Consider the following 21,648-nt stretch of genomic DNA (forward strand, 5'->3'; position numbering starts at 1 on the left):
GATTGCCGCTGATCGCCGGTGCACACGCGGCCACGTGTCGCTGTGAGGTCTGCCTGTGTCGGCTATCGACCAGTACGCTGGCAAGCATGGTGTTTCGGGGGCGAGAGAGTAAGGATCGCCGGCTGTGGCGTAGTTCCGGCTCGGTCATCGTCGCCGGACTGCTCGCGCTGGCCATGCTCGCCTCGTTGCTACTGGTGTTCAGCGACAGCATCCAGATGCTCCGGATCGCCGTGGTCGTCGCCTTGTGGTGCGCGGTGGTCGGGGCCATCGCGATGACGAAGTATCGCCGCGAGTCGGCGCTCGACAAGGCCAAAGCGGAAGACCTCAAGACCGTGTACGAGTTGCAGCTCGATCGAGAGATCTCGGCGCGCCGCGAGTACGAGTTGGGTGTCGAGGAGAGGGTCCGATCCGAGCTCGGGATCGATGCGGGCGAGATGGCCGCCCTGCGGACCGAGCTTGCAGCGCTGCGCCGCAGTCTCGAAGCATTGTTCGACGGGAAGCTCCCCGACGATGCTCCCGCGCTGAAGGGGGTCTTCGTCCGCGAACTCGACGGCACGCCTCGGGTGAACGCACCGAACCCCTCCGGTCCGGCATTCGCGTCGCCCGACGACGAACCGCTGACCGCGGAGACGGAAATCGTGGCTCCCGGTGCGGAGCAATCGGCGGTGGACGCCGAGACGGACAGCGCCGACACGGACAGCGCCGACGCAGGGGACGGGACACCGCATGCCGCTGGCGTACCCGCAGGTCGTCGAGCCCGGCGTCGCCGCGATGCGGAAGAGTCCGGAAGCCACACTCAGGGACGTTCCGTCGCCGAAATCCTGGCGAACCTGTCGTCGGATCGCTGACACCAGAGTTTCCGGGTCGCACCGGTGAGGTGTAGATCACGCCGGATCTCCATGGCCTGTCGCGGAGGCCACGCGCTATTGTCGTGCGGAACGTCTGGTACCCGCCGCGCGGGACTGGAACGAACGAGAGGACCCCCGTGACGTCCTTCGGGATCACAAACGCGCCTGCACCTGCCCGGTTGTCCGTGGGCATCGTCTCCGCAGGACGTGTCGGTACCGCACTCGGAGCGGCGCTCGAACGCGTCGGCCACGTCGTCATCGCGTGTTCGGCAGTGTCCGAAGCATCCAAGCATCGCGCCCACACACGTTTACCGGATTCGCAGATCCTGCCTGTCGACGAGGTCGCAGGCAAGTGCGATCTGCTTCTGCTCGCAGTACCCGATTCAGAGCTCTCCGGGCTGGTCGCGGGCCTCGCAGCCACCGGAGTCGTGCGTCCCGGAACGTTGGTCGCGCACAGTTCCGGTGCCCACGGCATCGAAATTCTCGTGCCGCTCACCGCAGCCGGTGCGACGCCGCTCGCGATCCATCCCGCGATGACCTTCACCGGCCACGACGAAGACACCGCGCGCCTGTCGTCGGCGTGTTTCGGGATCACCGCTGCCGACGAGATCGGCTACGCGATCGCGCAGGCACTCGTCATCGAGATCGGTGGGGAACCGGTCCGCGTCTCCGAGGCGATGCGCCCGCTCTACCACGCGGCTCTCGCCCACGGCAGTAATCACCTGGTCACGCTGGTATCCGACGCCGTCGAGGCGCTCCGGGTCGCGCTCGAGGGCGACGAACTCCTCGGCCAGCAACTCGTCGACGCCGAGCCCGGCGGAGTCGCCGAGCGCGTCATTGCACCGCTGCTCACTGCAGCTCTCGACAACGTGCTGCGGCGCGGCCCGTCGGCCCTGACCGGTCCGGTAGCACGCGGCGATGCCGATGCCGTTGCCACACACCTGCACGTACTGGAGGAGGTCGATCCGAAGATCGCCGCCGGATACCGCGCATTGTCGCTGCGATCGGCGCAGCGCACCGGTTCGAAACCGGAACTGATGGAAATCCTCGAAGGGGCTGATCACGGTGAGTGAGACGGAACAGCGCGGATATGCGCGGGGTGAGCTGACCGTGTACCACGACCCCGCTGCTCTGACGAAGGTCACCAAGGCGCTGCGCGGTGTCGGCCGTACCGTCGCGCTGGTTCCGACGATGGGTGCGCTCCATACCGGGCACCTCGAACTCGTGCGGCAGGCGAAGCTGACCGGCGCGATCGTGGTGGTGTCGATCTTCGTCAATCCGTTGCAGTTCGGCGCGAACGAAGACCTCGACGCGTACCCGCGCACTGTCGATGCGGACCTCGAGTTGCTGCGCGACGCCGGTGTGGAGCTCGTGTTCGTTCCGTCCGCCTCTGCGATGTATCCGGCCGGACGCCGCACCCTCATCCATCCGGGCCCGCTCGGCGCCGAACTCGAGGGCGGATCCCGCCCGACGCATTTTGCAGGCATGCTCACGGTCGTCGCGAAACTGCTGCAGATCGTCGGGCCGAACAGTGCATTCTTCGGTGAGAAGGATTACCAGCAGCTCACTCTGATCCGCCAGATGGTGATCGACCTGAACTTCGATGTGCGGATCATCGGTGTGCCCACCGTCCGTGAATCGGACGGTCTTGCATTGTCGTCGCGCAATCGCTTCCTGAGCCCGGAACAACGCGAGATCGCCACCGCCTTGTCTGCGGCGCTTGTCGCAGGCGCGCATGCCGCTGCCGGCGGTGCCGACGCGATCTTGTCGGCGGCGCACGGGGTGTTGGCCTCCGCACCCGCGATCGAAGTGGATTATCTGGAATTGCGCGCCGTCGACCTCGGCGAAGCGCCAGAGCGCGGCGACGGCCGGTTGCTGGTGGCCGCGCGACTGGGCTCCACCCGTTTGATCGACAACGTCGGTGTCGCAGTCGGAACCGGTTTCCTGGAACGGGCAACCGGCCAGGGCGATCCCGGTGCGGAAGACGACCTGCTTACTCGCTGACTCGAGTCCACGACGAGAAGGAAGAACTGAGGACCGCCATGTTTCGCACCATGATGAAGTCGAAGATCCACCGCGCAACGGTGACGCACGCCGACCTGCATTACGTCGGTTCGGTGACGGTCGACCAGGACCTGATGGATGCTGCGGATCTGCTTGAAGGCGAGCAGGTGTGCATTGTCGACATCGACAACGGCAGCCGTCTGGAGACATACGTCATCGCTGGCGAACGCGGGTCGGGTGTCATTGGGATCAACGGCGCTGCAGCACATCTCGTGAATCCAGGTGACCTGGTCATCCTCATCGCCTACGGTGTGATGAACGAGCAGGAATGCAAGAGCTACGCGCCGCGCGTCGTGTTCGTCGATGCGGAGAACCGTCAGGTGGAGCTGGGCAGTGATCCTGCGCACGCCCCCGAGGGGTCCGGCCTGATCACTCCGCGGATGCTGTCGACTCTCGACGCATCGATGGTGTAGCGGTGCTCCTGGCTGTCGATGTCCGGAACTCCGATATCGTTCTGGGCCTGTTCACCGGCGGCGGTTCGCACGCAAAACTGCTGCGGGATTGGCGTATTCGTACCGACTCGCGGATGACTGCGGATGAACTCGCATTCGCGTTCAGAGGGTTGCTGGGCGAGGAGGTGGAGCAGATCACCGGTGTCGCTGCGCTGTCGACGGTTCCTTCGGTGCTGCGAGAGTTGAGGGTGATGCTCACCCGGTATTGGGATCGGGTTCCACATGTAGTGGTCGAACCCGGTGTGCGCACAGGTGTTCCGTTGCTGGTCGACAATCCGAAGGAAGTCGGTGCCGACCGGATCGTCAACAGCCTTGCTGCCCACCACTTCTATGGTGGGCCCTGCATCGTCGTGGATTTCGGTACGTCGACCTGTGTCGATGTGGTGTCCGCCAAGGGTGAGTTCCTCGGTGGATGCATCGCCCCGGGTGTGGAGATCTCGATGGACGCATTGGCGTCGCAGTCCGCGGCATTGCGCATGGTCGAACTTGTGCGCCCACGTGCGGTGCTCGGCAAGAACACTGTCGAATGCATGCAATCCGGCGCGGTTTTCGGCTTCGCCGGCATGGTAGACGGGCTTGTGAGTCGTGTGTGCGCGGAAGTCCCCGGATTCGGTGGTGACGACGTCGTGGTGATCGCCACCGGCGACAGCGCGCCGCTGATCATGGAGGAGTCGAATCTGCTCGAGCACCACGAACCCGACCTGACCCTCGAAGGTCTACGGCTGGTCTACGAACGGAATCAGGAACGGCGTGCATCGCGGAGAGGTCCTGCTGAGGCTTCCGTGCGACGGAATTCTGTGTAAGAATGTCTCCCGTGATCCGCCGCATGTGTGCCCAGGAGTGTTGTCGAGGCTGACGTCCGCCTCGACCGATAACACATTCCTGGGAGCTTTCTCATGCGCGCTGCGCTTGTTCCGTCCGTTTCTGGATCTGCCTCCGCTCCGGTTGCGCTTCTGCCGCTGGCCGTCGAGCGCACCTATCCCACCGAGTTGGCTGCCGCCGTCGCTCGCGGCGCGGTGATCGTCGATGTCCGCACCCACGCTCAGCGGGATGCTCAGGGCACCCTGCCGGGGGCCCTGGCGATCCCCGCGGAGCTGGTGGCAGCCCGACTCGACCCGTCGAATCCCGGCCGGCTGGCCGTCGCCGTCGACCTGGATGTCGAGTGGATCCTGGTGTCGGCAGAGGGCACCGACTCGCACCGCCTGGTGACGGACCTGCAGCAGCAGGGCCTGCGCCGTGTCACCCACATGGCGGGCGGGTACGACGCGATCAGGACGGCCCGTATGGTTCATGCCGTCACGCGGGCTCAGCACATCGTGGCCGACGTGGAGCGCGTCGCGGCTCACTGACTGGGCCATGTCGCGGCTTACCGACATGGGCGATGTCGCGCGGTAGGAGGAAGTGCCCGGCTGCGACATGGTGACGCGGTGATCTCGGATAGTCTGGTTACCCGTGAGTGATGCCAGCGTTCAGCAGCCCGACGATACCCCCGAACAGATCCGGGTCCGCCGCGAAAAGCGCGAACGACTCCTCGCTGCAGGCAAGGACGCATATCCCGTCGTCGTGTCGCGCACGCATACCCTCGCGCAGATCCGTGCCGAGTATCCAGACCTCGAACCGGACACCGCGACCGGCGTGCAGGTCGGGGTGGTCGGACGTGTGATCTTCATGCGTAACACCGGCAAGCTGTGCTTTGCCACCCTGCAAGAAGGCGACGGAACCCAGCTGCAGGTGATGATCAGCCTCGCCGCTGTGGGGGAGGACTCCCTCGCCGAATGGAAGGCACTCGTCGACCTGGCCGATTTCGTGTTCGTGCATGGTGAGGTGATCAGTTCACGACGCGGCGAGCTCAGTGTTATGGCCGATTTCTGGGAGATGGCGTCGAAGGCGTTGCGCCCGCTCCCCGTCGCGCACAAAGAGATGAACGAGGAGTCCCGGGTTCGGCAGCGCTACGTCGATCTGATCGTCCGTCCGGAGGCTCGCAAGAACGCCCGGATGCGTGTCGAGGTGGTGCGTGAATTGCGTAACGCGCTCGAGCGCCGAGGATTCCTCGAGGTGGAAACACCGATGCTGCAGACGCTGCACGGCGGCGCTGCGGCGCGCCCGTTCGTGACGCATTCGAATGCGCTCGACATCGACCTGTATCTGCGCATTGCGCCTGAACTGTTCCTCAAGCGCTGTGTCGTCGGTGGCATCGACAAGGTCTTCGAAATCAACCGCAATTTCCGCAACGAGGGCGCCGATTCCACGCATTCGCCCGAATTTGCGATGCTCGAAACCTACGAGGCCTATGGTACGTACGACGATTCCGCGCGGATGATTCGCGAGATGGTCCAGGAGATTGCGCGCGCCGTGTTCGGCAGCCACGTCGTCACCCTGGCCGACGGCACCGACTACGACTTCGGCGGGGAATGGAAAGTCCTCGAAATGTACCCGTCGTTGTCGCAGGCGATCGGAACCGAAGTCACCCCCGATACCACGATCGAAGAATTGACCGTTCTCGCCGGGAAGGTCGGGCTCGAAATTCCCGAAGGCAAGGGCTGGGGTCACGGTAAGCTCGTCGAGGAACTGTGGGAGCACATGTGCAGCGACCAGTTGGACGAGCCGACATTCGTCCGTGATTTCCCTGTCGAGACCTCGCCGCTCACCCGCGATCACCGCACTGTGCGCGGAGTCACCGAGAAGTGGGATCTCTATGTACGTGGGTTCGAGCTTGCCACTGGCTATTCGGAACTCGTCGATCCCGTGATCCAGCGCGAGCGGTTCATGGATCAGGCGCGTCTTGCGGCCGAGGGTGACGACGAGGCAATGGCTCTCGACGAGGATTTTCTTGCCGCTATGGAACAGGGAATGCCGCCCACCACTGGGACGGGGATGGGAATCGACCGCTTGCTGATGGCGCTGACCGGTCTGGGAATCAGGGAAACTATCCTCTTCCCCATTGTTCGTCCGACCGCTCGCTGAATATCTGGAACCTTTCGGTATAGACATGCGCTAATTGCGAGGTATTGTGGTCTCGTCCCGTGGGGGGAAGTGCATTTCTTGATCGAGAGGGTTTCCAGCACATGGCAAAGAAGGTCACCGTCACACTTATCGACGATGTCGACCAGGAAACGGCGGCAGATGAGTCGGTAGAGTTCGGGCTCGACGGCGTGACCTACGAGATCGATCTTGCGGAAGACAATGCGGCAGCGTTGCGGGAACAGTTGGATTACTGGATTCAGCACGCACGTAAGGTCGGCGGCCGTAAGCGCAGCAAAGCCGTGCAGAGTGCACCGGCGGCAAGTAAGTCGTCGCGGGGAACTACGGATCGCGAGCAGACGGCGGCTATCCGTGAATGGGCGCGAAACAACGATCTCCAGGTCTCGGCGCGTGGGCGGATCTCGGCAGACATTATCGAGCAGTACAACAACGCGCACTGAGTTTCTTCCCACCTCGGCCGACAGCGCCGTCGGTGTCCGACAGTGCGGGCGCCGACGGCGCTGTCGTATTCCGTTCGCGTGCGCTGATCCGGGTAGTTTCCGACGCAGCATTTCTGTTCGCGACCGAACGGTTGCAGGTCGATGCGGGTCGTTCCCCGCGTCCGTTCAGCCGGGTACCGTGGGGAAGGAGGGCAGCCCCTCGCGGAGAACGCGTCCACGGATCCGGAGCAGGTGCCGATGTGTGCCGCTCGGCGAATCCGGCAGGTTCTCACTCGCTGACCGCCTGTTCGCTGTTGGCGTACAGGTTGCGGAAACGTATGCGTCACGTGCAGCGTTACCTCTTGTAGCCGTGTTTTCCGCGACCACCTGCCATGGTGGAGGGGGAGCGAGTGGAAATCACGCCAACTAGAGTGTCGAGTGGGATCGTTGGAACCTTCGCTGGGTTCGATGTGACCGACTCGAGTGCCGGAGCGAAAAGCGGCTGCCGGGGTCTGGGACAACCTCGTACCGGACCCGTCGGCCGAGAGTGTGAGGGAGTGCGATGTTCGAAAGGTTCACCGATCGCGCGCGGCGCGTCGTTGTCCTGGCTCAAGAAGAAGCCAGGATGCTCAACCACAACTACATCGGCACGGAGCACATCCTCCTGGGCCTCATCCACGAGGGTGAGGGCGTGGCGGCGAAGTCGCTCGAGTCGTTGGGGATCTCCCTGGAAGGTGTCCGCAGTCAGGTCGAGGAAATCATCGGCCAGGGGCAGCAGGCTCCGTCCGGGCACATCCCGTTCACTCCCCGTGCCAAGAAGGTGCTCGAACTCAGCCTGCGTGAGGCGCTGCAGCTCGGTCACAACTACATCGGCACCGAGCACATCCTCCTGGGTCTGATCCGCGAGGGCGAAGGCGTGGCAGCTCAGGTGCTCGTCAAGCTCGGCGCCGACCTGAATCGCGTCCGCCAGCAGGTCATCCAGTTGCTCTCGGGTTACCAGGGCAAGGAACCGCAGGAAGCAGGCACCAGTCGCGGCGAGACCGGTACCCCGTCGACGTCACTCGTACTCGACCAGTTCGGCCGGAACCTCACGCAGGCCGCTCTCGAAGGCAAGCTCGATCCGGTCATCGGTCGTGCGAAGGAAATCGAGCGGGTCATGCAGGTGCTGTCCCGTCGTACCAAGAACAACCCGGTGCTCATCGGTGAGCCCGGCGTCGGTAAGACCGCCGTGGTCGAGGGACTGGCTCAGGCTATCGTCAACGGCGAAGTGCCGGAGACCCTCAAGGACAAGCAGCTCTACACGCTCGACCTGGGTTCTCTCGTGGCCGGCAGCCGTTACCGCGGCGATTTCGAGGAACGCCTGAAGAAGGTCCTCAAGGAGATCAACAGCCGCGGCGACATCATCCTGTTCATCGACGAGTTGCATACGCTCGTCGGCGCGGGTGCGGCGGAAGGCGCGATCGACGCCGCGTCGATCCTTAAGCCGAAGCTCGCTCGCGGTGAACTGCAGACGATCGGCGCGACCACACTCGACGAGTACCGCAAGTACATCGAGAAGGATGCCGCGCTCGAACGCCGTTTCCAACCCGTCCAGGTCGGTGAGCCGACGGTCGAGCACACCATCGAGATCCTCAAGGGTCTGCGCGACCGCTACGAGGCGCACCACCGTGTGTCGATTTCCGACAAGGCGCTCGTGGCCTCGGCAACTCTTGCTGATCGCTACATCAACGACCGCTTCCTGCCGGACAAGGCGATCGACCTCATCGACGAGGCAGGCGCCCGGATGCGTATCCGCCGGATGACCGCTCCGCCGGACCTGCGCGAGTTCGACGACAAGATCGCCGACGCACGTCGCGAGAAGGAGTCTGCGATCGACGCGCAGGACTTCGAGAAGGCCGCGAGCCTTCGCGACAAGGAGAAGCAACTCGTCGCTCAGCGCTCCGAGCGGGAGAAGCAGTGGCGAGCAGGCGACCTCGATGTGGTTGCGGAGGTCGACGAGGAACAGATCGCGGAGGTTCTCGCGAACTGGACCGGTATCCCTGTGTTCAAGCTCACCGAGGAGGAGACCACCCGTCTGCTCCGTATGGAGGACGAGCTGCACAAGCGGATCATCGGCCAGGAGGATGCCGTCAAGGCGGTCGCCAAGGCGATCCGTCGTACGCGTGCAGGCCTCAAGGATCCGAAGCGCCCCTCGGGCTCGTTCATCTTCGCCGGCCCGTCCGGCGTCGGTAAGACCGAGCTGTCCAAGGCACTCGCGAACTTCCTGTTCGGCGAGGACGACGCCCTCATCCAGATCGACATGGGTGAGTTCCACGACCGGTTCACCGCCTCACGTCTGTTCGGTGCGCCTCCCGGGTACGTCGGATACGAAGAGGGCGGCCAGCTCACCGAGAAGGTCCGCCGCAAGCCGTTCTCCGTCGTCCTGTTCGACGAGATCGAGAAGGCTCACCAGGAGATCTACAACACGCTCCTGCAGGTTCTCGAAGATGGTCGCCTGACCGACGGTCAGGGCCGCACGGTGGACTTCAAGAACACGGTGCTGATCTTCACGTCGAACCTCGGTACGTCGGACATCTCCAAGGCAGTCGGGCTGGGCTTCACCTCCGGGAAGGGCGACCAGTCGAACTACGAGCGGATGAAGAACAAGGTCAACGACGAGCTCAAGAAGCACTTCCGGCCGGAGTTCCTCAACCGCATCGACGACATCATCGTCTTCCACCAGCTCACTCAGGAACAGATCATCGAGATGGTCGACCTGATGATCGGCCGCGTCGAAGTTCAGCTCAAGAACAAGGACATGGGGATCGAGCTCACCGAGAAGGCGAAGGCGTTGCTGGCCAAGCGAGGATTCGACCCGGTCCTCGGTGCACGTCCGCTGCGTCGCACCATCCAGCGCGAGATCGAGGATCAACTGTCCGAGAAGATCCTGTTCGGCGAGATCGGCGCCGGCCACATCATCCTGGTCGACGTCGAGGGCTGGGACGGCGAAGGTGCCGGCGAGAACGCGAAGTTCACCTTCACACCGACCGAGAAGCCGGCCGAGGTGCCCGACACCCCGGCGGTCGTGCTCGCCAAGAGCAGCGAGGGCGAAACAGACGCCCAGTAGCAGTACGCACATACGCCTCAGGGGCGGCACTCCATTTCGGGTGCCGCCCCTGAGGCGTTGTAGAACCTGTGGGGTTCGTCCGGGTGTCAGCTCTTCACCGGATTGGTCGGCCGCCCCGACCAGTTGGCGAGGCGTTCGGTTGCCCCGGCGCCCGGAACCGATTCCACCACCGGGCCGAACGGGACGGGCCCCCCGCGCGGGGTGTCGGGGAGCGCACGCTGCATGATGCCGAGCGCTGCGTTCGCCAGAGCCGGATCGGCCTCCGCGTGCTGTCCGGTTGCGGTTGCCAGGTCCCACCCGTGCACGAGTGCTTCGTTGAGTGCGATGAGGACTGCCGCGCGCCCCGGGAAGGTGCCCCACGGTGCTGTGACGGTGGTGTCGAGCAGGGCATCGTCGTTCCACACCTCCCAATAGCGCTCGGCGCTCGTGCGCAGCGCGGCGACCCAGCCGCCATCCGGCTCGGTGACTACTTCGGGGACGGTCAGTGGGTCGCCGCCGACGCCGATGACGCGGCCCCGGTCGATGGTGGACACGAGGTGTCCGATGAGGGAACGGACGTCGAACTCGGGGCACGGTGTCGGATCGGTGAACTGGTCCGCCCGGACTCCGTCGATGAGTCCGGCCACCCAGTCGAGGGCGTCACGGAACAGGGGGCGTGGGTCTGTCTGCATCGTCGTCATGGCACACAGCATGCGCCCGAAACATGACATCCTCTGTCAGGTATTTCCTGTCATGTGTTTCCGATCGATTCGGAAGTGGAAATCATCCTGCCGTCACGGAATCCTTGTGCTTGGCCTCGTAAAGCTTCGCCCACTCGGCGCGGGATCGGATCGACACGTCCACGTCGGTCGCCCCCGCTCGCAGCGCTCCGACGGTCGCGTCTTCGCGCTTGATCTTCGAGAACGGATCCCAGTTGAAGAATCGGCAGGAGTTCTGCCAGGTGATCTTGTCTATCTCGGCGTCGGTCGCTCCCGCTGCCTCGAGTTCACCGAGTACCTTCTCCGGTGCATCGGGCCAGAAGCAGTCGGAGTGGGGGTAGTCGCACTCCCACGCGATGATGTCCATGCCGATCTCGTGACGCAGTTTCAATGCGGTGGGATCGGTGACGTAGCAGGCGAGCGAATGCTCCTTGAAGACCTCGCTGGGCAGCTTGCCGCCGAAGTCGCGACGGAGCCAGCGCTGGTTTGTGTAGTGCCGGTCGCAGCGGTCCAGGAAGAATGGGATCCAGCCGATTCCGCCTTCCGAGAAGGCGAACTTCAGGTCCGGGTAGGAACGCATGGCCTGGCCCCACAGAAGATCCTGCGCGGCGATGGCAGAGATCTGGGTGGCGAGCACGATCAAGTTGTCGATCGGGGCGTCCTTCGCCATCGAGATGGCGCCGAACCCGGAACCGATGTGCAGGCACATCACGACGCCCTCGTCGGACAGGGTCTGAAATACCGGGCCCCAGTACTCGATGTCGTGGTAGCTCGGCAGTCCCTCGAGGTGGGGAAGCTCGGGCATGGTGACAGCCCGGCAGCCCTTCGCCGCAACACGTCGGATCTCGTCGCACATCGCCGGCACGTTCCATGTGGGCAGGAGCGCGAGGGGCAGGAAGCGGTCCGGGTACGCGCCGCACCATTCGTCGATGTGCCAATCGTTGTAGGCCTGCACCATCACAACGGTCACCTCGGCCTGGTGTTGGTTCAGATGACGGGCCGAGAAGCCGGTGAATGTGGGAAAGCACATCGACCCGACGATGCCGTTGCGGTCCATGTCGCGCACGCGCTCGTGGATGTCGTACACGCCGGGGCGCATCTCGGCGAACCGGGCGGGATCGCGACCCCATTCTTCTGCCGGCCATGAGACCACCGCGTTGAGACCGCTGACTCCGGTCGGCCTTCCTTGGTAGACCCACTGGTCGATACCTTGCTCGGTGACGATCACCTTGGGCGCTTCGTCCCTGTACTTGGCAGGTACGTGGCGGGCGAACATATCGGGTGGTTCTACCACGTGGTCATCGATGCTCACGAGAATCATGTCGTCGAGTTGCATTTCCCCTCCTGGGTGCTGCTCGTCACATAGTGGTTACTCCTGTTGTACCGTTCATAGTCATGACCGTCTCCACACCATCGGCCATGCATCGTGCAGAATCGGCCAATCTCAAGAGTTTGCGTCGCAGTGCGGCCGTGACCGCCGGTAGCTACCTGTACGAAGGTGGGAGCCTCGTGACCGACTGGCACAGTCACGACATGCATCAGATCGAGTACGCCGTGGGTGGCGTGGTCGAAGTGGAGACCGCCACCACCCACTATCTGCTGCCGCCTCAGCAAGCGGTCTGGATACCGGCGGGACTGCGCCATCAAGCGACGATGAGCCCCAGGGTGCGTTCGATCGCCGTGATGTTCGACCCGGAACTGGTGAAGTATCACGGCGACCGAGCGGCAGTCCTCGACGTCTCGCCGTTGATCCGGGAAATGATCATCCATGCGCAGCGGTGGCCCGTGGGCCGGCTTTCCGACGACGCCACCGCGGAGCGCTTCTTCGCAACCCTCGGGGGGCTCGTGCTCGAAGCCATCGATTCCGACGAAGCCCTGCTCAGCCTTCCGATGTCGGACCATCCGGTGGTCCATGACGCGATGGCGTTCACCAAGGCGAATCTCCGCGACGTCACCATCGGTGAGGTCGGCTGCGCAGTATCGGTGTCCGAACGCACTCTGCGGCGACTGTTCGACGAGCACGTCGGCATGTCGTGGCGTACCTACCTTCTCCAGGCCCGGATGCTGCGAGCAATGGCACTCCTCGCGTCGCCCGGACAATCTGTTCAGGAAACCGCCCGCGCCGTCGGATTCGACAACGGCAGTTCGTTCGCCCGGGCGTTCAGCGACTTCTGCGGTCAATCCCCGTCGTCGTACCGGCATCGCAGCATCACCGAAGGGCCCTGATCCCGGAGTCGAACCTGACATTCCCTGTCAGGTTTCGGTGCGATGATCCGATGGTGCGCGCGGAACGATTGCTGTCGTTGGTGTTGATGCTTCGAAGCCGAGGTCGGATGACCGCCCCGGCGATAGCCCGCGAACTCGAAGTGTCGGTGCGGACCGTCCTTCGCGACGTCGAGGCACTGTCGTCGGTGGGTATCCCGGTGTACGCGGAACGTGGACGCGACGGCGGGTTCGCGTTGTTACCCGGATTCACCACCGACCTCACCGGGCTGACGATCGACGAGGCAACCGCGTTGCTCGCGGCGAGCACCTCTGCCGACACGACGGCCCTCGGGATGGCACCCGCGTTCGCTGCTGCGATGCGGAAGGTCACCGATGCGCTGCCCGAGGCGGGTCGCGCGGCGGCGATCCGGGCGTCGGAACGGATCCTCGTCACCGGGGCAGGGTGGATTACGGAGGCCTCGGTCGACCCGCACCTCGGCGCGGTGCAACAGGCCGTGTTCGATGGCGTCCGGCTACGAATCCGGTACCGCCCGCGCGACCGGGATCCAAGATGGCGGACCGTCGACCCGCTCGGTGTGGTCAGCGCCGCCGGGCGCTGGTATCTCGTGGCCTTGCATCGCGGCGACGAACGGACGTACCGGCTCTCGCGTATCGACGAGGTGAAGATGCTGGACGCCGCGGCCGAGCGACCCGCCGACGTCGACCTCGCTGAGATCTGGCATCGCAGGCGGGCACGGTTCCGGGCAGGCATGGCCACGATCTCGGCCACCCTTCGAGTGCGTGAAAACCGCCGCGAAGAACTCGCTGCGGTCGCGATCGCCCTCAGCGAACGTGACGCAGCCGACGATGGGTGGTGTCGTATCGAGGTGGAATTCGGCAGTGCCGGCCACGCGGGGGCGGTGATGTGGCAACTCGGGGACGATGCCGAACTTCTCGCGCCGTCCGACCTTCGCGACCAGATCCGAGCGGGGGCGCTGCGACTCGCGGCACGCCATGGGTGACAGGCCAGCGACGTTTCCTGATTGTCGGCGAACCGGGGGCCGCGGCCGAGCCGACGGCGTAGGTTCGGTCCAGACCGAAAATTTCCGGCCGGATGGAGGAGCAACAATGCCAACACGGACTGCACGGACTGCATGGAACGGAGGACTCGAGGACGGTTCGGGCCAGGTCGAACTGACCAGCTCGGGCCGCGGCACATTCGATGTCTCGTTTCCCAAGCGGGCAGCCGACAACGCCGACGGCGCCACGAGCCCCGAAGAACTGATCGCGGCCGCTCACTCGGCGTGCTTCGCAATGCAGTTGTCGGCGGTCATCGCCGAAGCCGGTGGCACCCCGCAGAGCCTCGAGGTCAAGGCCGACGTATCACTCGGGCCGCACCCCGAGTCCGGGTTTCGGCTCACCGGGATCACGCTGACGGTCCGCGGTGAAGTCACAGGACTCGACGCCGACGGCTTCGCGAAGGCGGCACAGACCGCCAAAGAGACCTGTCCGGTGAGCCGGGCGCTGACGGGTGTGGAGATCGCGCTCGACGCTGCGCTCGAATCCTGAACGAATGAGGCAGACGGTGGCCGGGGAACAATCCGCGGCCACGATGCCGTTGTTCGATTCGTGAGCACATCCACCGACATCGATCTTCCCATCGCCCATATCGAGATCTGGTCGGACATCGCGTGCCCGTGGTGTTACATCGGCAAGCGCCGATTCGGCGATGCCCTAGCCGGATTCCCGCAGCGTGATCGGATCACGGTGACATGGCGGTCGTATCAGCTGGCGCCCGACACCCCAACTGGCATGAGGAAGCCCGAGATCGATGCGCTGGTCGAGATGAAGGGTATGCCCGCCGAGCAGGTGCGGCAGATGTTCTCGCAGGTATCTGCCACCGCCGCGCAGATCGGGTTGGACATCGATTTCGACACCGTCATTGCGGCGAACACCTTCGACGCGCACCGACTCCTGCACATCGCCGGTGACAAGCGCAACGAGGTGCTCGAGGTACTGTTTCGTGCCCATTTCGTCGACGGTGAGATTGTGGACGATCGCGAGGTGCTGGTGCGTATCGCCGCTTCGGTGGGGCTCGATGCAGATCAGGTCCGCGCGGATCTCGACTCCGACACTGCTGCGGATGCTGTGCGTGCAGACCTCCTCGAAGCCCGGCAGCTGGGTGTCACGGGTGTCCCGTTCTTCGTCGCCAACCGCGCGGTCGCGGTGTCGGGTGCCCAGACGAAGGACGTGTTCCTCGCATTGCTGGAACGCGCGGTTTCCGATGCAGACAGCGCCGAACCCGTTGGAAATCCGCTTGCCGATGACGCTGACGGATGCGCGGGAGACAGCTGCGTCGTATGAGCGGAGGTCACATCGATCGGAGGATCCTTGCGGTCCCGGCGTCGGCGGGAAAGAACGTCTCGACCGCGATCTCGTCGAGTGTCACATCGTGCGGGGACCCGAACACCGTTGTCGTGTAGAGCAGGGCGAGGTCGCCATGGACCGTTGCGACCACGAGAGGCATCGCGAGATCGTTCGGAATTGTGTGGGCGTCGCGCTGTCCCCCCGACACTGGATATTCCGCAAGTTCGTCGCGCAACTGTGCGAGGTCCGGCATCGCGGTGTGCAACAGTTGGCGTTCGACCCTCCGGAGGACGTGGGCTCGCCACGGCACGAAGTTGCGGATCGCCGGCGCCAGGCCCTCTGGGTGAAGCGTCGCCCGGAGGATGTTGACGGGCGGTTCGAGTAGATGGGGTGCGATGCCCGCGAGCAGGCCGTTCGCGGGCCCGTTCGCCGTAAGTAGTTCCCAGCGTGCGTTCACCGCCATCGCCGGATTCGGCTCGTGTCCCCTGAGCACCGCCTCCACAGCATCCCGCGCGGCCCCCAGATCCTCGAGTGGATGCTCGGGATAGACAGGCGCGTAACCTGCCGCGAGATACAGCCGATTGCGTTCGCGGAGCGAGATTCCGAGCTCGTCCGACAATCGTTCGATCACACCGCGGCCGGGGACGGATCGACCGGTCTCGACGTAGCTGAGGTGCCGGGTCGACAGATCTGCAGCGATCGACAGTTCGAGTTGGGAGCGTCCGCGTTGTTCCCGCCACGACTTCAGCAGCCGCCCCACATCGTCTGTGCATGTTGCGGGACCTGTGCGTGTTGCGGGGTGATCGGCCATGTCTCCACGATCCGCGACGGCGTGCGGTGCGGCAATGACTTCCGACGTCATCGACTGCGGCCTCCGGGTGGAGCAGGCTTCGAGTCGGTCGCAATCCTGCGCGACCACGAGTCCGACAGGAGGACGACATGACCGATACGACCAACCTCGAAGGAACTGACGTTGCGGCCGCGATCGAGCGGTACGTGCGGTTCTGGAATTCCGGCTACGACGAGGCGCTCACCCGCGACACGTGGTCCGACGACGTCGAATACTGCGCCCCGGTGGGCGTACTCGCCGGTCCGGACGCGCTCGTCGACTTCCGGAAGCAGTTCGGTGAACATATGAGGGGCTACGAATTCGGACTTCGCGGTGAGCCTGATGTCCATCACGATCGGGCGCGGGTGCTCTGGGAGCTGATCACTCCCGAAGCGGATCCGTTCGCGACGGGAACCGACATTCTCGTCGTGGACGATCGGGGCCGGGTATCTGGTGTGACGACATTTCTGGACCGTGCTCCAGACGGTTTCGATCCGCGCGCTCAGCACTGATCGTCGGCGATCCCGTCGAGGTAGCGCTGCGTGATCCGGCGCTGCACCAGGCGACCGAGCGGGCCCGCGATCCGGGTGTACCAGCGTGCGGGGCGGGAGAAGGCGGAGATCCGAGCGGTGACGCGTCCGTCGGCGTTGCGTTCGACGAGAAACGTCTCCTCGCCGCTCTCGGGATGCCCGGTGAGCGTGCCGTACGAGAAACCTCGACGGTCGGGTTCGTCGACGACCTCGATCACCCGGCACCAGGCCGACGCTCGAATCGGACCGATGCCCCATTCGAGGCATACATCGACGTCGACAGCGGGCGGCGGTGTTCCGTGCGCCACCCGGATACCGGCGGCACGATGCATGTGCCAGCCGAACAACCGGTCGGATGCGGCATCGAAGATCTCGTCGTCGGTACCCAGTTCACGCACCATCTCCAGCGACCGGTAGCCGGCCGGAGTGATGTTTCTCCGGCCGGCGCTCACATCGGGACAGGTGAACTCGCGCCCGGATCCACCGGGCACGACCATCAGGACTTCTTGACGTCGAGGACGACCTCGAACTCGAGCAGGGATGCACCCGACGCAACAGGCTTCTTGGCCTCGCCGGCATGGGCTGCGCGGGCATCACCGTCGCGCCACGCAGCGAAGTCCTCTTCGGTCTCCCACTGGGTCACGACGAAGTAGCGGGACTCGCCCGCCGTCGGGCGGAGGAGTTGGAATCCCAGAAAGCCTTTGGAGTTGTCGACGGTGTGCGCACGATTGGCGAACCGCTTCTCCAGTTCGGGGCCTGCACCCTCAGGGATTTCGATTGCGTTGATCTTCACGACTGCCATGCGCGCGAGCCTACTCCGCTATCTTGGGCGACTGTGTTGCACGACGAAGGTGGTAGTGGACGTCCGATCCTGCTGTTGCACGGATTGATGGGGAGCGCGCGCACCTGGCGACGCCACGTGCCGTGGCTGCGCGAGTACGGTCACGTCCACACTTTCGATGCGGCGGGGCACGGACGCTCCGCGCCTCCGGAGTTGACCACCGACGCGTTCGTCGAGGATCTGGTGTCCCACCTCGACGGGTTCGACGAGCCACTCGTGGTCGTCGGGCATTCGATGGGCGCGCTGCACGCATGGTGCCTCGCGGCCGCGCATCCCGATCGTGTGGCGGCCCTGGTGATCGAGGACATGGCTCCGGATTTCCGCGGACGTACGGCAGCGAACTGGGCCGCGATGATCGAGCAGTGGCCTCAGCCGTTCGCCACCGACCAGGCGATGATCGACTTCTTCGGTCCGGTGGCCGGACGGTACTTCCTGGACTCGTTCGAGCGCCGCGACGACGGCTGGCATCTCCACGGTGCGGTCGCGACGTTCCGCGACATTTCAGAGGAATGGGGCACCCGCGACTTCTGGAACGAATGGTGTTCGATCCGGGTCCCCGCACTGCTCATCGAGGGTGAGTTCACCATCACCCCGGACGGGCAGATGCGTGAGATGAGCGCCCGGCCCGGTACGGATTACGTGCGTATCGTCGGCGCCGGGCATCTCGTTCACGACGACAGACCCGACGCGTACCGCACGGAAGTGGAACGATTCCTGAAAACTCTCGACCGGCCCGGACAGCGCCTCGGCTAGCGCGCGCCCTCACCGGCGAGGGCGAAGCGCCCGTCGTCGGTCTGTTCGACCAACCCATCGACGAGCAGCGAATGCAGTGCCCGGTCGCGCTGTCCCGGGTCGGTCAGCCACACCTGGTCGAGTGCCGGACGTTCGACGGGCATTTCGCTCTCGCGGAGGACGGCCATCAGTTTTCCGCGCACCTGACGATCGGTGCCGGCGAATTTCTGTACGCGCCGGGCCGGTCCGTCGTGAGCGGGTCGGCCGGCCTGCACCCACGCGCATTCGGGGAGCGGGCAGCGATCGCACGCCGGGTTCCGCGCGGTGCACACCGTCGCGCCGAGTTCCATCAGCGCAGCAGAGAATGTCGCGGCGTGCGTCCGGGTGCGCGGGAGTAATTCTTCGACTGCGGCGAGATCCTTTCGGGTGGAGGGGTTTCCGGGTTCCGCATTGCCCAGGACGGCTCGGGCGACGACACGTCGCACATTGGTGTCGACCACGGGTACACGCTGCCCGTACGCGAAACACGCGACCGCCCGTGCCGTGTACTCACCGATCCCCGGGAGCGACAGCAGGATCTCGACGTCGTCGGGCACCCGGTCGTCGTGTTCGGCGGCGAGGATCCCGGCGCACTCATGCAAGCGCAACGCACGACGCGGATATCCGAGTTTGCCCCACGCCCGCAGCACCTCGGCTTGGCTCGACGCCGCCATCACCGACGGGACCGGCCAGCGCCGGACCCACTCCTCCCAGATCGGCGCGACCCGCGCGACCGGGGTCTGCTGCAGCATGATCTCCGACATGAGGATCTGCCAGCCCGTGACGCTCTCGCGGCGCCATGGAAGATCCCGCGCGTCGGCGGCGTACCAGCGCAGCAACGTGGCGGAATCGACCGTCATCTCGTCTCCTTCAGTGTCAGCAGTTCGGTGTCGTTCACCGGAAAAAGATATCCGCGTGAATCCCGCAATGTGCGCGGGTGGATAATGCGCATATGCCGAACTCGAATCCCGTCTCAGCGTGGAAGGCCCTGACCGAGGGTAATCAGCGCTTCGTCAGCGACACCCCGCTGCACCCAAGTCAGGGCATCGACCGCCGCGAGGAACTCGTCAACGGTCAGCATCCCACTGCCGTTCTCTTCGGCTGCGGCGACTCCCGCGTCGCCGCCGAGATCATCTTCGATCAGGGTCTGGGCGACATGTTCGTCGTGCGAACCGCGGGGCATGTCATCGACAGTTCCGTGCTGGGCTCGATCGAATACGCCGTGGAGATTCTCGACGTGCCGCTCATCGTCGTGCTCGGGCACGACACCTGCGGTGCTGTCGGTGCGACACTCTCGGCGCTCGACGGCGGCGACGTTCCGTCGGGCTTCATCCGCAGCATCGTCGAGCGGGTTGCTCCGTCGATTCTTCTCGGACGCCGAGAAGGGCTCAAGACCGTCGACGAACTCGAGGCGCGCCACGTCGTGGAAACGGGCAAGCTGCTCACCGAACGCTCGCAGATCATCGCGGAACGTATTGCCGATGGCAGGTGCGCTATCGCCGGTGTGACGTACAAGCTCGACGACGGCCACGTACAGCTGCAGGGTCACATCGGCGACATCGGTGTGACCTCGGACTGAACGCGACACAGACTGACGCGACACGCCGACGACCATGTGGCTATCGTCCGAGCTGACACATACCGTGTGAAGGGTGTTTGAACCCAACGGACCACTTCCTCCTGAGATCTACTGGCGACGCCGTGTTCTCGCGATCGTCGTCGCGGTGGTCGTGTTGGCGTTGGTCGTCTGGGCGGTTCTCGCCTTCACCGGCGGCGACGATCCGGAAACGGACCCGGCGGCCTCCGAGACCGCGATGTCCGAGACCACCACGACCACACCGGACGGCTCCGGTGTAGAGGCCGGTTCGGACACTGGCGGCTCGGGTGGCGGTGGATCCGGCAGCACCGACTCCGCGACGACGTCCGGGTCGGAGTCCTCCGAGTCGTCCACCACTTCGGATGCTGAGCCGGATGCTGCTGAATCAGGCACCACCGCGGCGTCGGCATCGGCGGCGCCAGGGCAGTGTTCCGATCAATCGCTCGCGGTGCGTGTGACGGCCGGCGAGCCGAACTATCAGGTCGGAACCGAACCGGAGTTCACGATCGTCATCACCAACATCGGGACGTCCTCGTGCGAACGCGACCTCGGCGCAGGACTCCAGCAGGTTCTCGTGTACACCCTCGACGGTAACCAGCGTGTATGGGCGAACACCGATTGTTTCCCCGACTCGACCGCCGACGTGCGTTCGCTCCAGCCCGGCGATCAGGCGGCCTTCTCCGTGCGGTGGTCTGGAACGACGTCCGAGCCCGGATGCGAGACACCGCGGGAACCGGTCCAACCGGGGGCATACACGGTCGTCGGGCAACTCGGTGGTCTGCGCAGCACGCCGGAACCGTTCAACGTGACAGCGTGAGCCGTTCGGCCGGATCGGGTCAGGTCCTGTCGTGCTGATCAGTCGAAGTGATTGATCGATGCCTCGGCCAGGCGGGAGAGGCCTTCACGGATGTACCGCGCCCACAGCGCCCCGATGCCTTCGACGGCCTGAAGGTCTGCGGCTGTCGCGGCGAGCAGCCCCTGCAGTGTTCCGAAAGCGCTCACCAGCCGGTCGATCTGACGTGCCCGTAGCCGCGGAACACGATTGAGGACGCGGTATCCGCGCGGGCTCATCGCGGTGTCGAGAGCCTCGATGGTGTTCGGATAGCCGAACGCCCGTGCGAGTGTCGTCAGATCCAGCAGATCGACGTCGGTCAGGCCGCCCAGTGCGTCGAGCGCTTGCTCCACGTCGAGGACCGACGGTGAATCGGTGCCGGCGAGATAGTCCAGCACGAGCAGCTGACGTGCGAGCAGGTTGTCGCCGACGAGTTCTTCGAGTTGCAGGGCGAGCTGCCGCCCGTCGGTGCCGAGCTCGAGCATGTCCTGCTCGATCTCCACCGACAGGCGGTGCATCAATTCGAGGCGCTGCGCGACCGTGAGCGCATCGCGCAACGTCACGATGTCTTCGATCTCCACCACCGAAAGCTGCCGGGTGACCTCGTCGAGACGGGCCTTGTACCGCTCGAGTGTCGCCACGGCCTGGTTTGCCCTGGAGAGGATCATCGCCGAATCGTCGATCACGTGCCGACGTCCTTCGACGTACACGCTGACGATGCTCATCGACTGACTCACCGACACCACGGGATACCCGGTCTCGATGGCGGTACGTTCGGCGGCGCGATGCCGGGTGCCGGATTCGACCGTGGGAATGCGGTGATCGGGCACGAGCTGCACGTTCGCGCGCACGATCCGGGTGCCGTCGGTGGACACCACCACCGCGCCGTCCATCTTCGACAGCTCCCGCAACCGGGTCGGGGAGAACTCGACATCGAGTTCGAATCCGCCGTCGCAGATCGATGCGACACGCTCGTCGAAGCCGAGCACGATCAGACCGCCCGTGCGGCCCCGCAGGATGCGTTCGAGGCCGTCTCGCAGTGCTGTGCCGGGTGCCAGACGCGCGATTGTCTCGTTCAACGTCGCAGCGTCGGCCGACTCGATCATG

General features: G+C 64.8%; 24 protein-coding genes. 17 read left to right on the plus strand and 7 right to left on the minus strand.

The genetic code is table 11. The features are described from left to right. The first annotated feature begins 86 nt into the window (after nucleotides 1–86). The 9 genes from ACZI8W_RS22270 (at nucleotide 87) to ACZI8W_RS22310 (ending at nucleotide 9,871) form a co-directional block, all read left to right on the plus strand. Nucleotides 87–848: a DUF6779 domain-containing protein gene (locus tag ACZI8W_RS22270; RefSeq protein ID WP_463370692.1), complete on the plus strand. Its 762-nt coding sequence runs from the start codon at nucleotides 87–89 to the stop codon at nucleotides 846–848. Nucleotides 849–985: 137 nt separating this feature from the next. Next, nucleotides 986–1,921, plus strand: a complete 936-nt coding sequence (locus ACZI8W_RS22275; RefSeq protein ID WP_463370693.1) for a Rossmann-like and DUF2520 domain-containing protein — start codon at nucleotides 986–988, stop codon at nucleotides 1,919–1,921. Beyond that, entirely contained in the window at nucleotides 1,914–2,852 is a 939-nt protein-coding gene (panC, locus tag ACZI8W_RS22280; RefSeq protein ID WP_463370694.1) for a pantoate--beta-alanine ligase, read from the plus strand. Before ACZI8W_RS22275 ends, panC begins: the two co-directional genes overlap by 8 nt. 38 nt (nucleotides 2,853–2,890) lie before the next feature. Beyond that, nucleotides 2,891–3,325, plus strand: a complete 435-nt coding sequence (gene panD / locus ACZI8W_RS22285) for an aspartate 1-decarboxylase (protein WP_463370695.1) — start codon at nucleotides 2,891–2,893, stop codon at nucleotides 3,323–3,325. Nucleotides 3,326–3,327: 2 nt separating this feature from the next. After that, on the plus strand, nucleotides 3,328–4,167 hold the full coding sequence (locus ACZI8W_RS22290) for a type III pantothenate kinase (RefSeq protein ID WP_463370696.1): 840 nt from the start codon (nucleotides 3,328–3,330) through the stop codon (nucleotides 4,165–4,167). Between the two features lie 93 nt (nucleotides 4,168–4,260). Beyond that, nucleotides 4,261–4,713, plus strand: coding sequence for a rhodanese-like domain-containing protein (locus tag ACZI8W_RS22295; protein ID WP_463370697.1), 453 nt, complete (start codon nucleotides 4,261–4,263; stop codon nucleotides 4,711–4,713). 103 nt (nucleotides 4,714–4,816) lie between these two features. Continuing rightward, nucleotides 4,817–6,328 carry a lysine--tRNA ligase gene (gene lysS, locus ACZI8W_RS22300; RefSeq protein WP_463370698.1) on the plus strand — a complete coding sequence of 504 codons (1,512 nt, stop codon included), beginning with the start codon at nucleotides 4,817–4,819 and terminating at the stop codon, nucleotides 6,326–6,328. 101 nt (nucleotides 6,329–6,429) lie between these two features. Next, a complete protein-coding gene (locus tag ACZI8W_RS22305; RefSeq protein WP_463370699.1) occupies nucleotides 6,430–6,786 on the plus strand; it encodes a histone-like nucleoid-structuring protein Lsr2 in 357 nt (118 codons plus the stop codon). Nucleotides 6,787–7,327: 541 nt separating this feature from the next. Further along, entirely contained in the window at nucleotides 7,328–9,871 is a 2,544-nt protein-coding gene (locus ACZI8W_RS22310; protein WP_463370700.1) for an ATP-dependent Clp protease ATP-binding subunit, read from the plus strand. Nucleotides 9,872–9,957: 86 nt separating this feature from the next. Here the strand turns inward: ACZI8W_RS22310 and ACZI8W_RS22315 are convergent, their stop codons facing one another. Next, nucleotides 9,958–10,551 (minus strand): TIGR03086 family metal-binding protein, encoded by a 594-nt coding sequence (locus ACZI8W_RS22315; protein WP_463370701.1) that lies wholly within the window; start codon nucleotides 10,549–10,551, stop codon nucleotides 9,958–9,960. A gap of 82 nt (nucleotides 10,552–10,633) precedes the next feature. After that, the gene (locus tag ACZI8W_RS22320; RefSeq protein ID WP_463370702.1) at nucleotides 10,634–11,905 is read right to left on the minus strand and encodes an amidohydrolase family protein; all 1,272 of its coding nucleotides are present in this window, start codon (nucleotides 11,903–11,905) and stop codon (nucleotides 10,634–10,636) included. Between the two features lie 59 nt (nucleotides 11,906–11,964). Here ACZI8W_RS22320 and ACZI8W_RS22325 point away from each other — a divergent pair, with 59 nt between their 5' ends. The 4 genes from ACZI8W_RS22325 to ACZI8W_RS22340 all read left to right on the plus strand — a co-directional run bounded on the left by ACZI8W_RS22325 (nucleotide 11,965) and on the right by ACZI8W_RS22340 (nucleotide 15,138). Further along, nucleotides 11,965–12,795 (plus strand): AraC family transcriptional regulator, encoded by an 831-nt coding sequence (locus tag ACZI8W_RS22325; RefSeq protein WP_463370703.1) that lies wholly within the window; start codon nucleotides 11,965–11,967, stop codon nucleotides 12,793–12,795. Between the two features lie 53 nt (nucleotides 12,796–12,848). Further along, on the plus strand, nucleotides 12,849–13,796 hold the full coding sequence (locus ACZI8W_RS22330; protein ID WP_463370704.1) for a helix-turn-helix transcriptional regulator: 948 nt from the start codon (nucleotides 12,849–12,851) through the stop codon (nucleotides 13,794–13,796). A 106-nt stretch (nucleotides 13,797–13,902) separates the two neighbouring features. Continuing rightward, on the plus strand, nucleotides 13,903–14,343 hold the full coding sequence (locus ACZI8W_RS22335; RefSeq protein ID WP_463370705.1) for an OsmC family peroxiredoxin: 441 nt from the start codon (nucleotides 13,903–13,905) through the stop codon (nucleotides 14,341–14,343). Between the two features lie 60 nt (nucleotides 14,344–14,403). Next, complete coding sequence (locus ACZI8W_RS22340) at nucleotides 14,404–15,138, plus strand: DsbA family oxidoreductase (protein WP_463370706.1); 735 nt, start codon at nucleotides 14,404–14,406, stop codon at nucleotides 15,136–15,138. A gap of 7 nt (nucleotides 15,139–15,145) precedes the next feature. Here ACZI8W_RS22340 and ACZI8W_RS22345 read toward each other — a convergent pair whose 3' ends face one another. After that, nucleotides 15,146–16,003 (minus strand): helix-turn-helix domain-containing protein, encoded by an 858-nt coding sequence (locus ACZI8W_RS22345; protein ID WP_463370707.1) that lies wholly within the window; start codon nucleotides 16,001–16,003, stop codon nucleotides 15,146–15,148. A gap of 77 nt (nucleotides 16,004–16,080) precedes the next feature. Between ACZI8W_RS22345 and ACZI8W_RS22350 the strand changes: the two genes are divergently transcribed. Then, a complete protein-coding gene (locus tag ACZI8W_RS22350; protein ID WP_463370708.1) occupies nucleotides 16,081–16,482 on the plus strand; it encodes a nuclear transport factor 2 family protein in 402 nt (133 codons plus the stop codon). Here ACZI8W_RS22350 and ACZI8W_RS22355 read toward each other — a convergent pair. Further along, complete coding sequence (locus ACZI8W_RS22355) at nucleotides 16,473–16,997, minus strand: DUF1990 domain-containing protein (RefSeq protein WP_463370709.1); 525 nt, start codon at nucleotides 16,995–16,997, stop codon at nucleotides 16,473–16,475. The genes ACZI8W_RS22350 and ACZI8W_RS22355 overlap by 10 nt on opposite strands. Further along, on the minus strand, nucleotides 16,997–17,302 hold the full coding sequence (locus tag ACZI8W_RS22360) for an antibiotic biosynthesis monooxygenase family protein (RefSeq protein WP_463370710.1): 306 nt from the start codon (nucleotides 17,300–17,302) through the stop codon (nucleotides 16,997–16,999). Before ACZI8W_RS22360 ends, ACZI8W_RS22355 begins: the two co-directional genes overlap by 1 nt. Nucleotides 17,303–17,335: 33 nt before the next feature. Between ACZI8W_RS22360 and ACZI8W_RS22365 the strand changes: the two genes are divergently transcribed. Next, nucleotides 17,336–18,094: an alpha/beta fold hydrolase gene (locus ACZI8W_RS22365; protein WP_463370711.1), complete on the plus strand. Its 759-nt coding sequence runs from the start codon at nucleotides 17,336–17,338 to the stop codon at nucleotides 18,092–18,094. Here the strand turns inward: ACZI8W_RS22365 and ACZI8W_RS22370 are convergent. Further along, nucleotides 18,091–18,972 (minus strand): HhH-GPD family protein, encoded by an 882-nt coding sequence (locus tag ACZI8W_RS22370; protein WP_463370712.1) that lies wholly within the window; start codon nucleotides 18,970–18,972, stop codon nucleotides 18,091–18,093. The two genes, ACZI8W_RS22365 and ACZI8W_RS22370, sit on opposite strands and share 4 nt — an antisense overlap. A gap of 92 nt (nucleotides 18,973–19,064) precedes the next feature. Here ACZI8W_RS22370 and ACZI8W_RS22375 point away from each other — a divergent pair, with 92 nt between their 5' ends. Together ACZI8W_RS22375 and ACZI8W_RS22380 are read left to right on the plus strand one after the other, a co-directional pair. Next, the gene (locus ACZI8W_RS22375; RefSeq protein WP_463370713.1) at nucleotides 19,065–19,691 is read left to right on the plus strand and encodes a carbonic anhydrase; all 627 of its coding nucleotides are present in this window, start codon (nucleotides 19,065–19,067) and stop codon (nucleotides 19,689–19,691) included. A 73-nt stretch (nucleotides 19,692–19,764) separates the two neighbouring features. After that, nucleotides 19,765–20,526 carry a hypothetical protein gene (locus tag ACZI8W_RS22380; protein WP_463370714.1) on the plus strand — a complete coding sequence of 254 codons (762 nt, stop codon included), beginning with the start codon at nucleotides 19,765–19,767 and terminating at the stop codon, nucleotides 20,524–20,526. A 38-nt stretch (nucleotides 20,527–20,564) separates the two neighbouring features. Here ACZI8W_RS22380 and disA read toward each other — a convergent pair whose 3' ends face one another. Next, nucleotides 20,565–21,647: a DNA integrity scanning diadenylate cyclase DisA gene (gene disA / locus ACZI8W_RS22385; RefSeq protein WP_463370715.1), complete on the minus strand. Its 1,083-nt coding sequence runs from the start codon at nucleotides 21,645–21,647 to the stop codon at nucleotides 20,565–20,567. Between the last annotated feature and the right edge of the window lies 1 nt (nucleotide 21,648).

Source organism: Rhodococcus ruitaii, assembly GCF_055230935.1.

Coding starts and splice junctions, on each gene's coding strand:
- ACZI8W_RS22270 (WP_463370692.1), top strand. CDS start 87: ATGGTGTTTCGGGGGCGAGAGAGTAAGGATCGCCGGCTGTGGCGTAGT.
- panD (WP_463370695.1), top strand. CDS start 2,891: ATGTTTCGCACCATGATGAAGTCGAAGATCCACCGCGCAACGGTGACG.
- ACZI8W_RS22295 (WP_463370697.1), top strand. CDS start 4,261: ATGCGCGCTGCGCTTGTTCCGTCCGTTTCTGGATCTGCCTCCGCTCCG.
- ACZI8W_RS22305 (WP_463370699.1), top strand. CDS start 6,430: ATGGCAAAGAAGGTCACCGTCACACTTATCGACGATGTCGACCAGGAA.
- ACZI8W_RS22310 (WP_463370700.1), top strand. CDS start 7,328: ATGTTCGAAAGGTTCACCGATCGCGCGCGGCGCGTCGTTGTCCTGGCT.
- ACZI8W_RS22315 (WP_463370701.1), bottom strand. CDS start 10,551: ATGACGACGATGCAGACAGACCCACGCCCCCTGTTCCGTGACGCCCTC.
- ACZI8W_RS22320 (WP_463370702.1), bottom strand. CDS start 11,905: ATGCAACTCGACGACATGATTCTCGTGAGCATCGATGACCACGTGGTA.
- ACZI8W_RS22325 (WP_463370703.1), top strand. CDS start 11,965: ATGACCGTCTCCACACCATCGGCCATGCATCGTGCAGAATCGGCCAAT.
- ACZI8W_RS22335 (WP_463370705.1), top strand. CDS start 13,903: ATGCCAACACGGACTGCACGGACTGCATGGAACGGAGGACTCGAGGAC.
- ACZI8W_RS22345 (WP_463370707.1), bottom strand. CDS start 16,003: ATGACGTCGGAAGTCATTGCCGCACCGCACGCCGTCGCGGATCGTGGA.
- ACZI8W_RS22350 (WP_463370708.1), top strand. CDS start 16,081: ATGACCGATACGACCAACCTCGAAGGAACTGACGTTGCGGCCGCGATC.
- ACZI8W_RS22355 (WP_463370709.1), bottom strand. CDS start 16,997: ATGGTCGTGCCCGGTGGATCCGGGCGCGAGTTCACCTGTCCCGATGTG.
- ACZI8W_RS22360 (WP_463370710.1), bottom strand. CDS start 17,302: ATGGCAGTCGTGAAGATCAACGCAATCGAAATCCCTGAGGGTGCAGGC.
- ACZI8W_RS22370 (WP_463370712.1), bottom strand. CDS start 18,972: ATGACGGTCGATTCCGCCACGTTGCTGCGCTGGTACGCCGCCGACGCG.
- ACZI8W_RS22375 (WP_463370713.1), top strand. CDS start 19,065: ATGCCGAACTCGAATCCCGTCTCAGCGTGGAAGGCCCTGACCGAGGGT.
- disA (WP_463370715.1), bottom strand. CDS start 21,647: ATGATCGAGTCGGCCGACGCTGCGACGTTGAACGAGACAATCGCGCGT.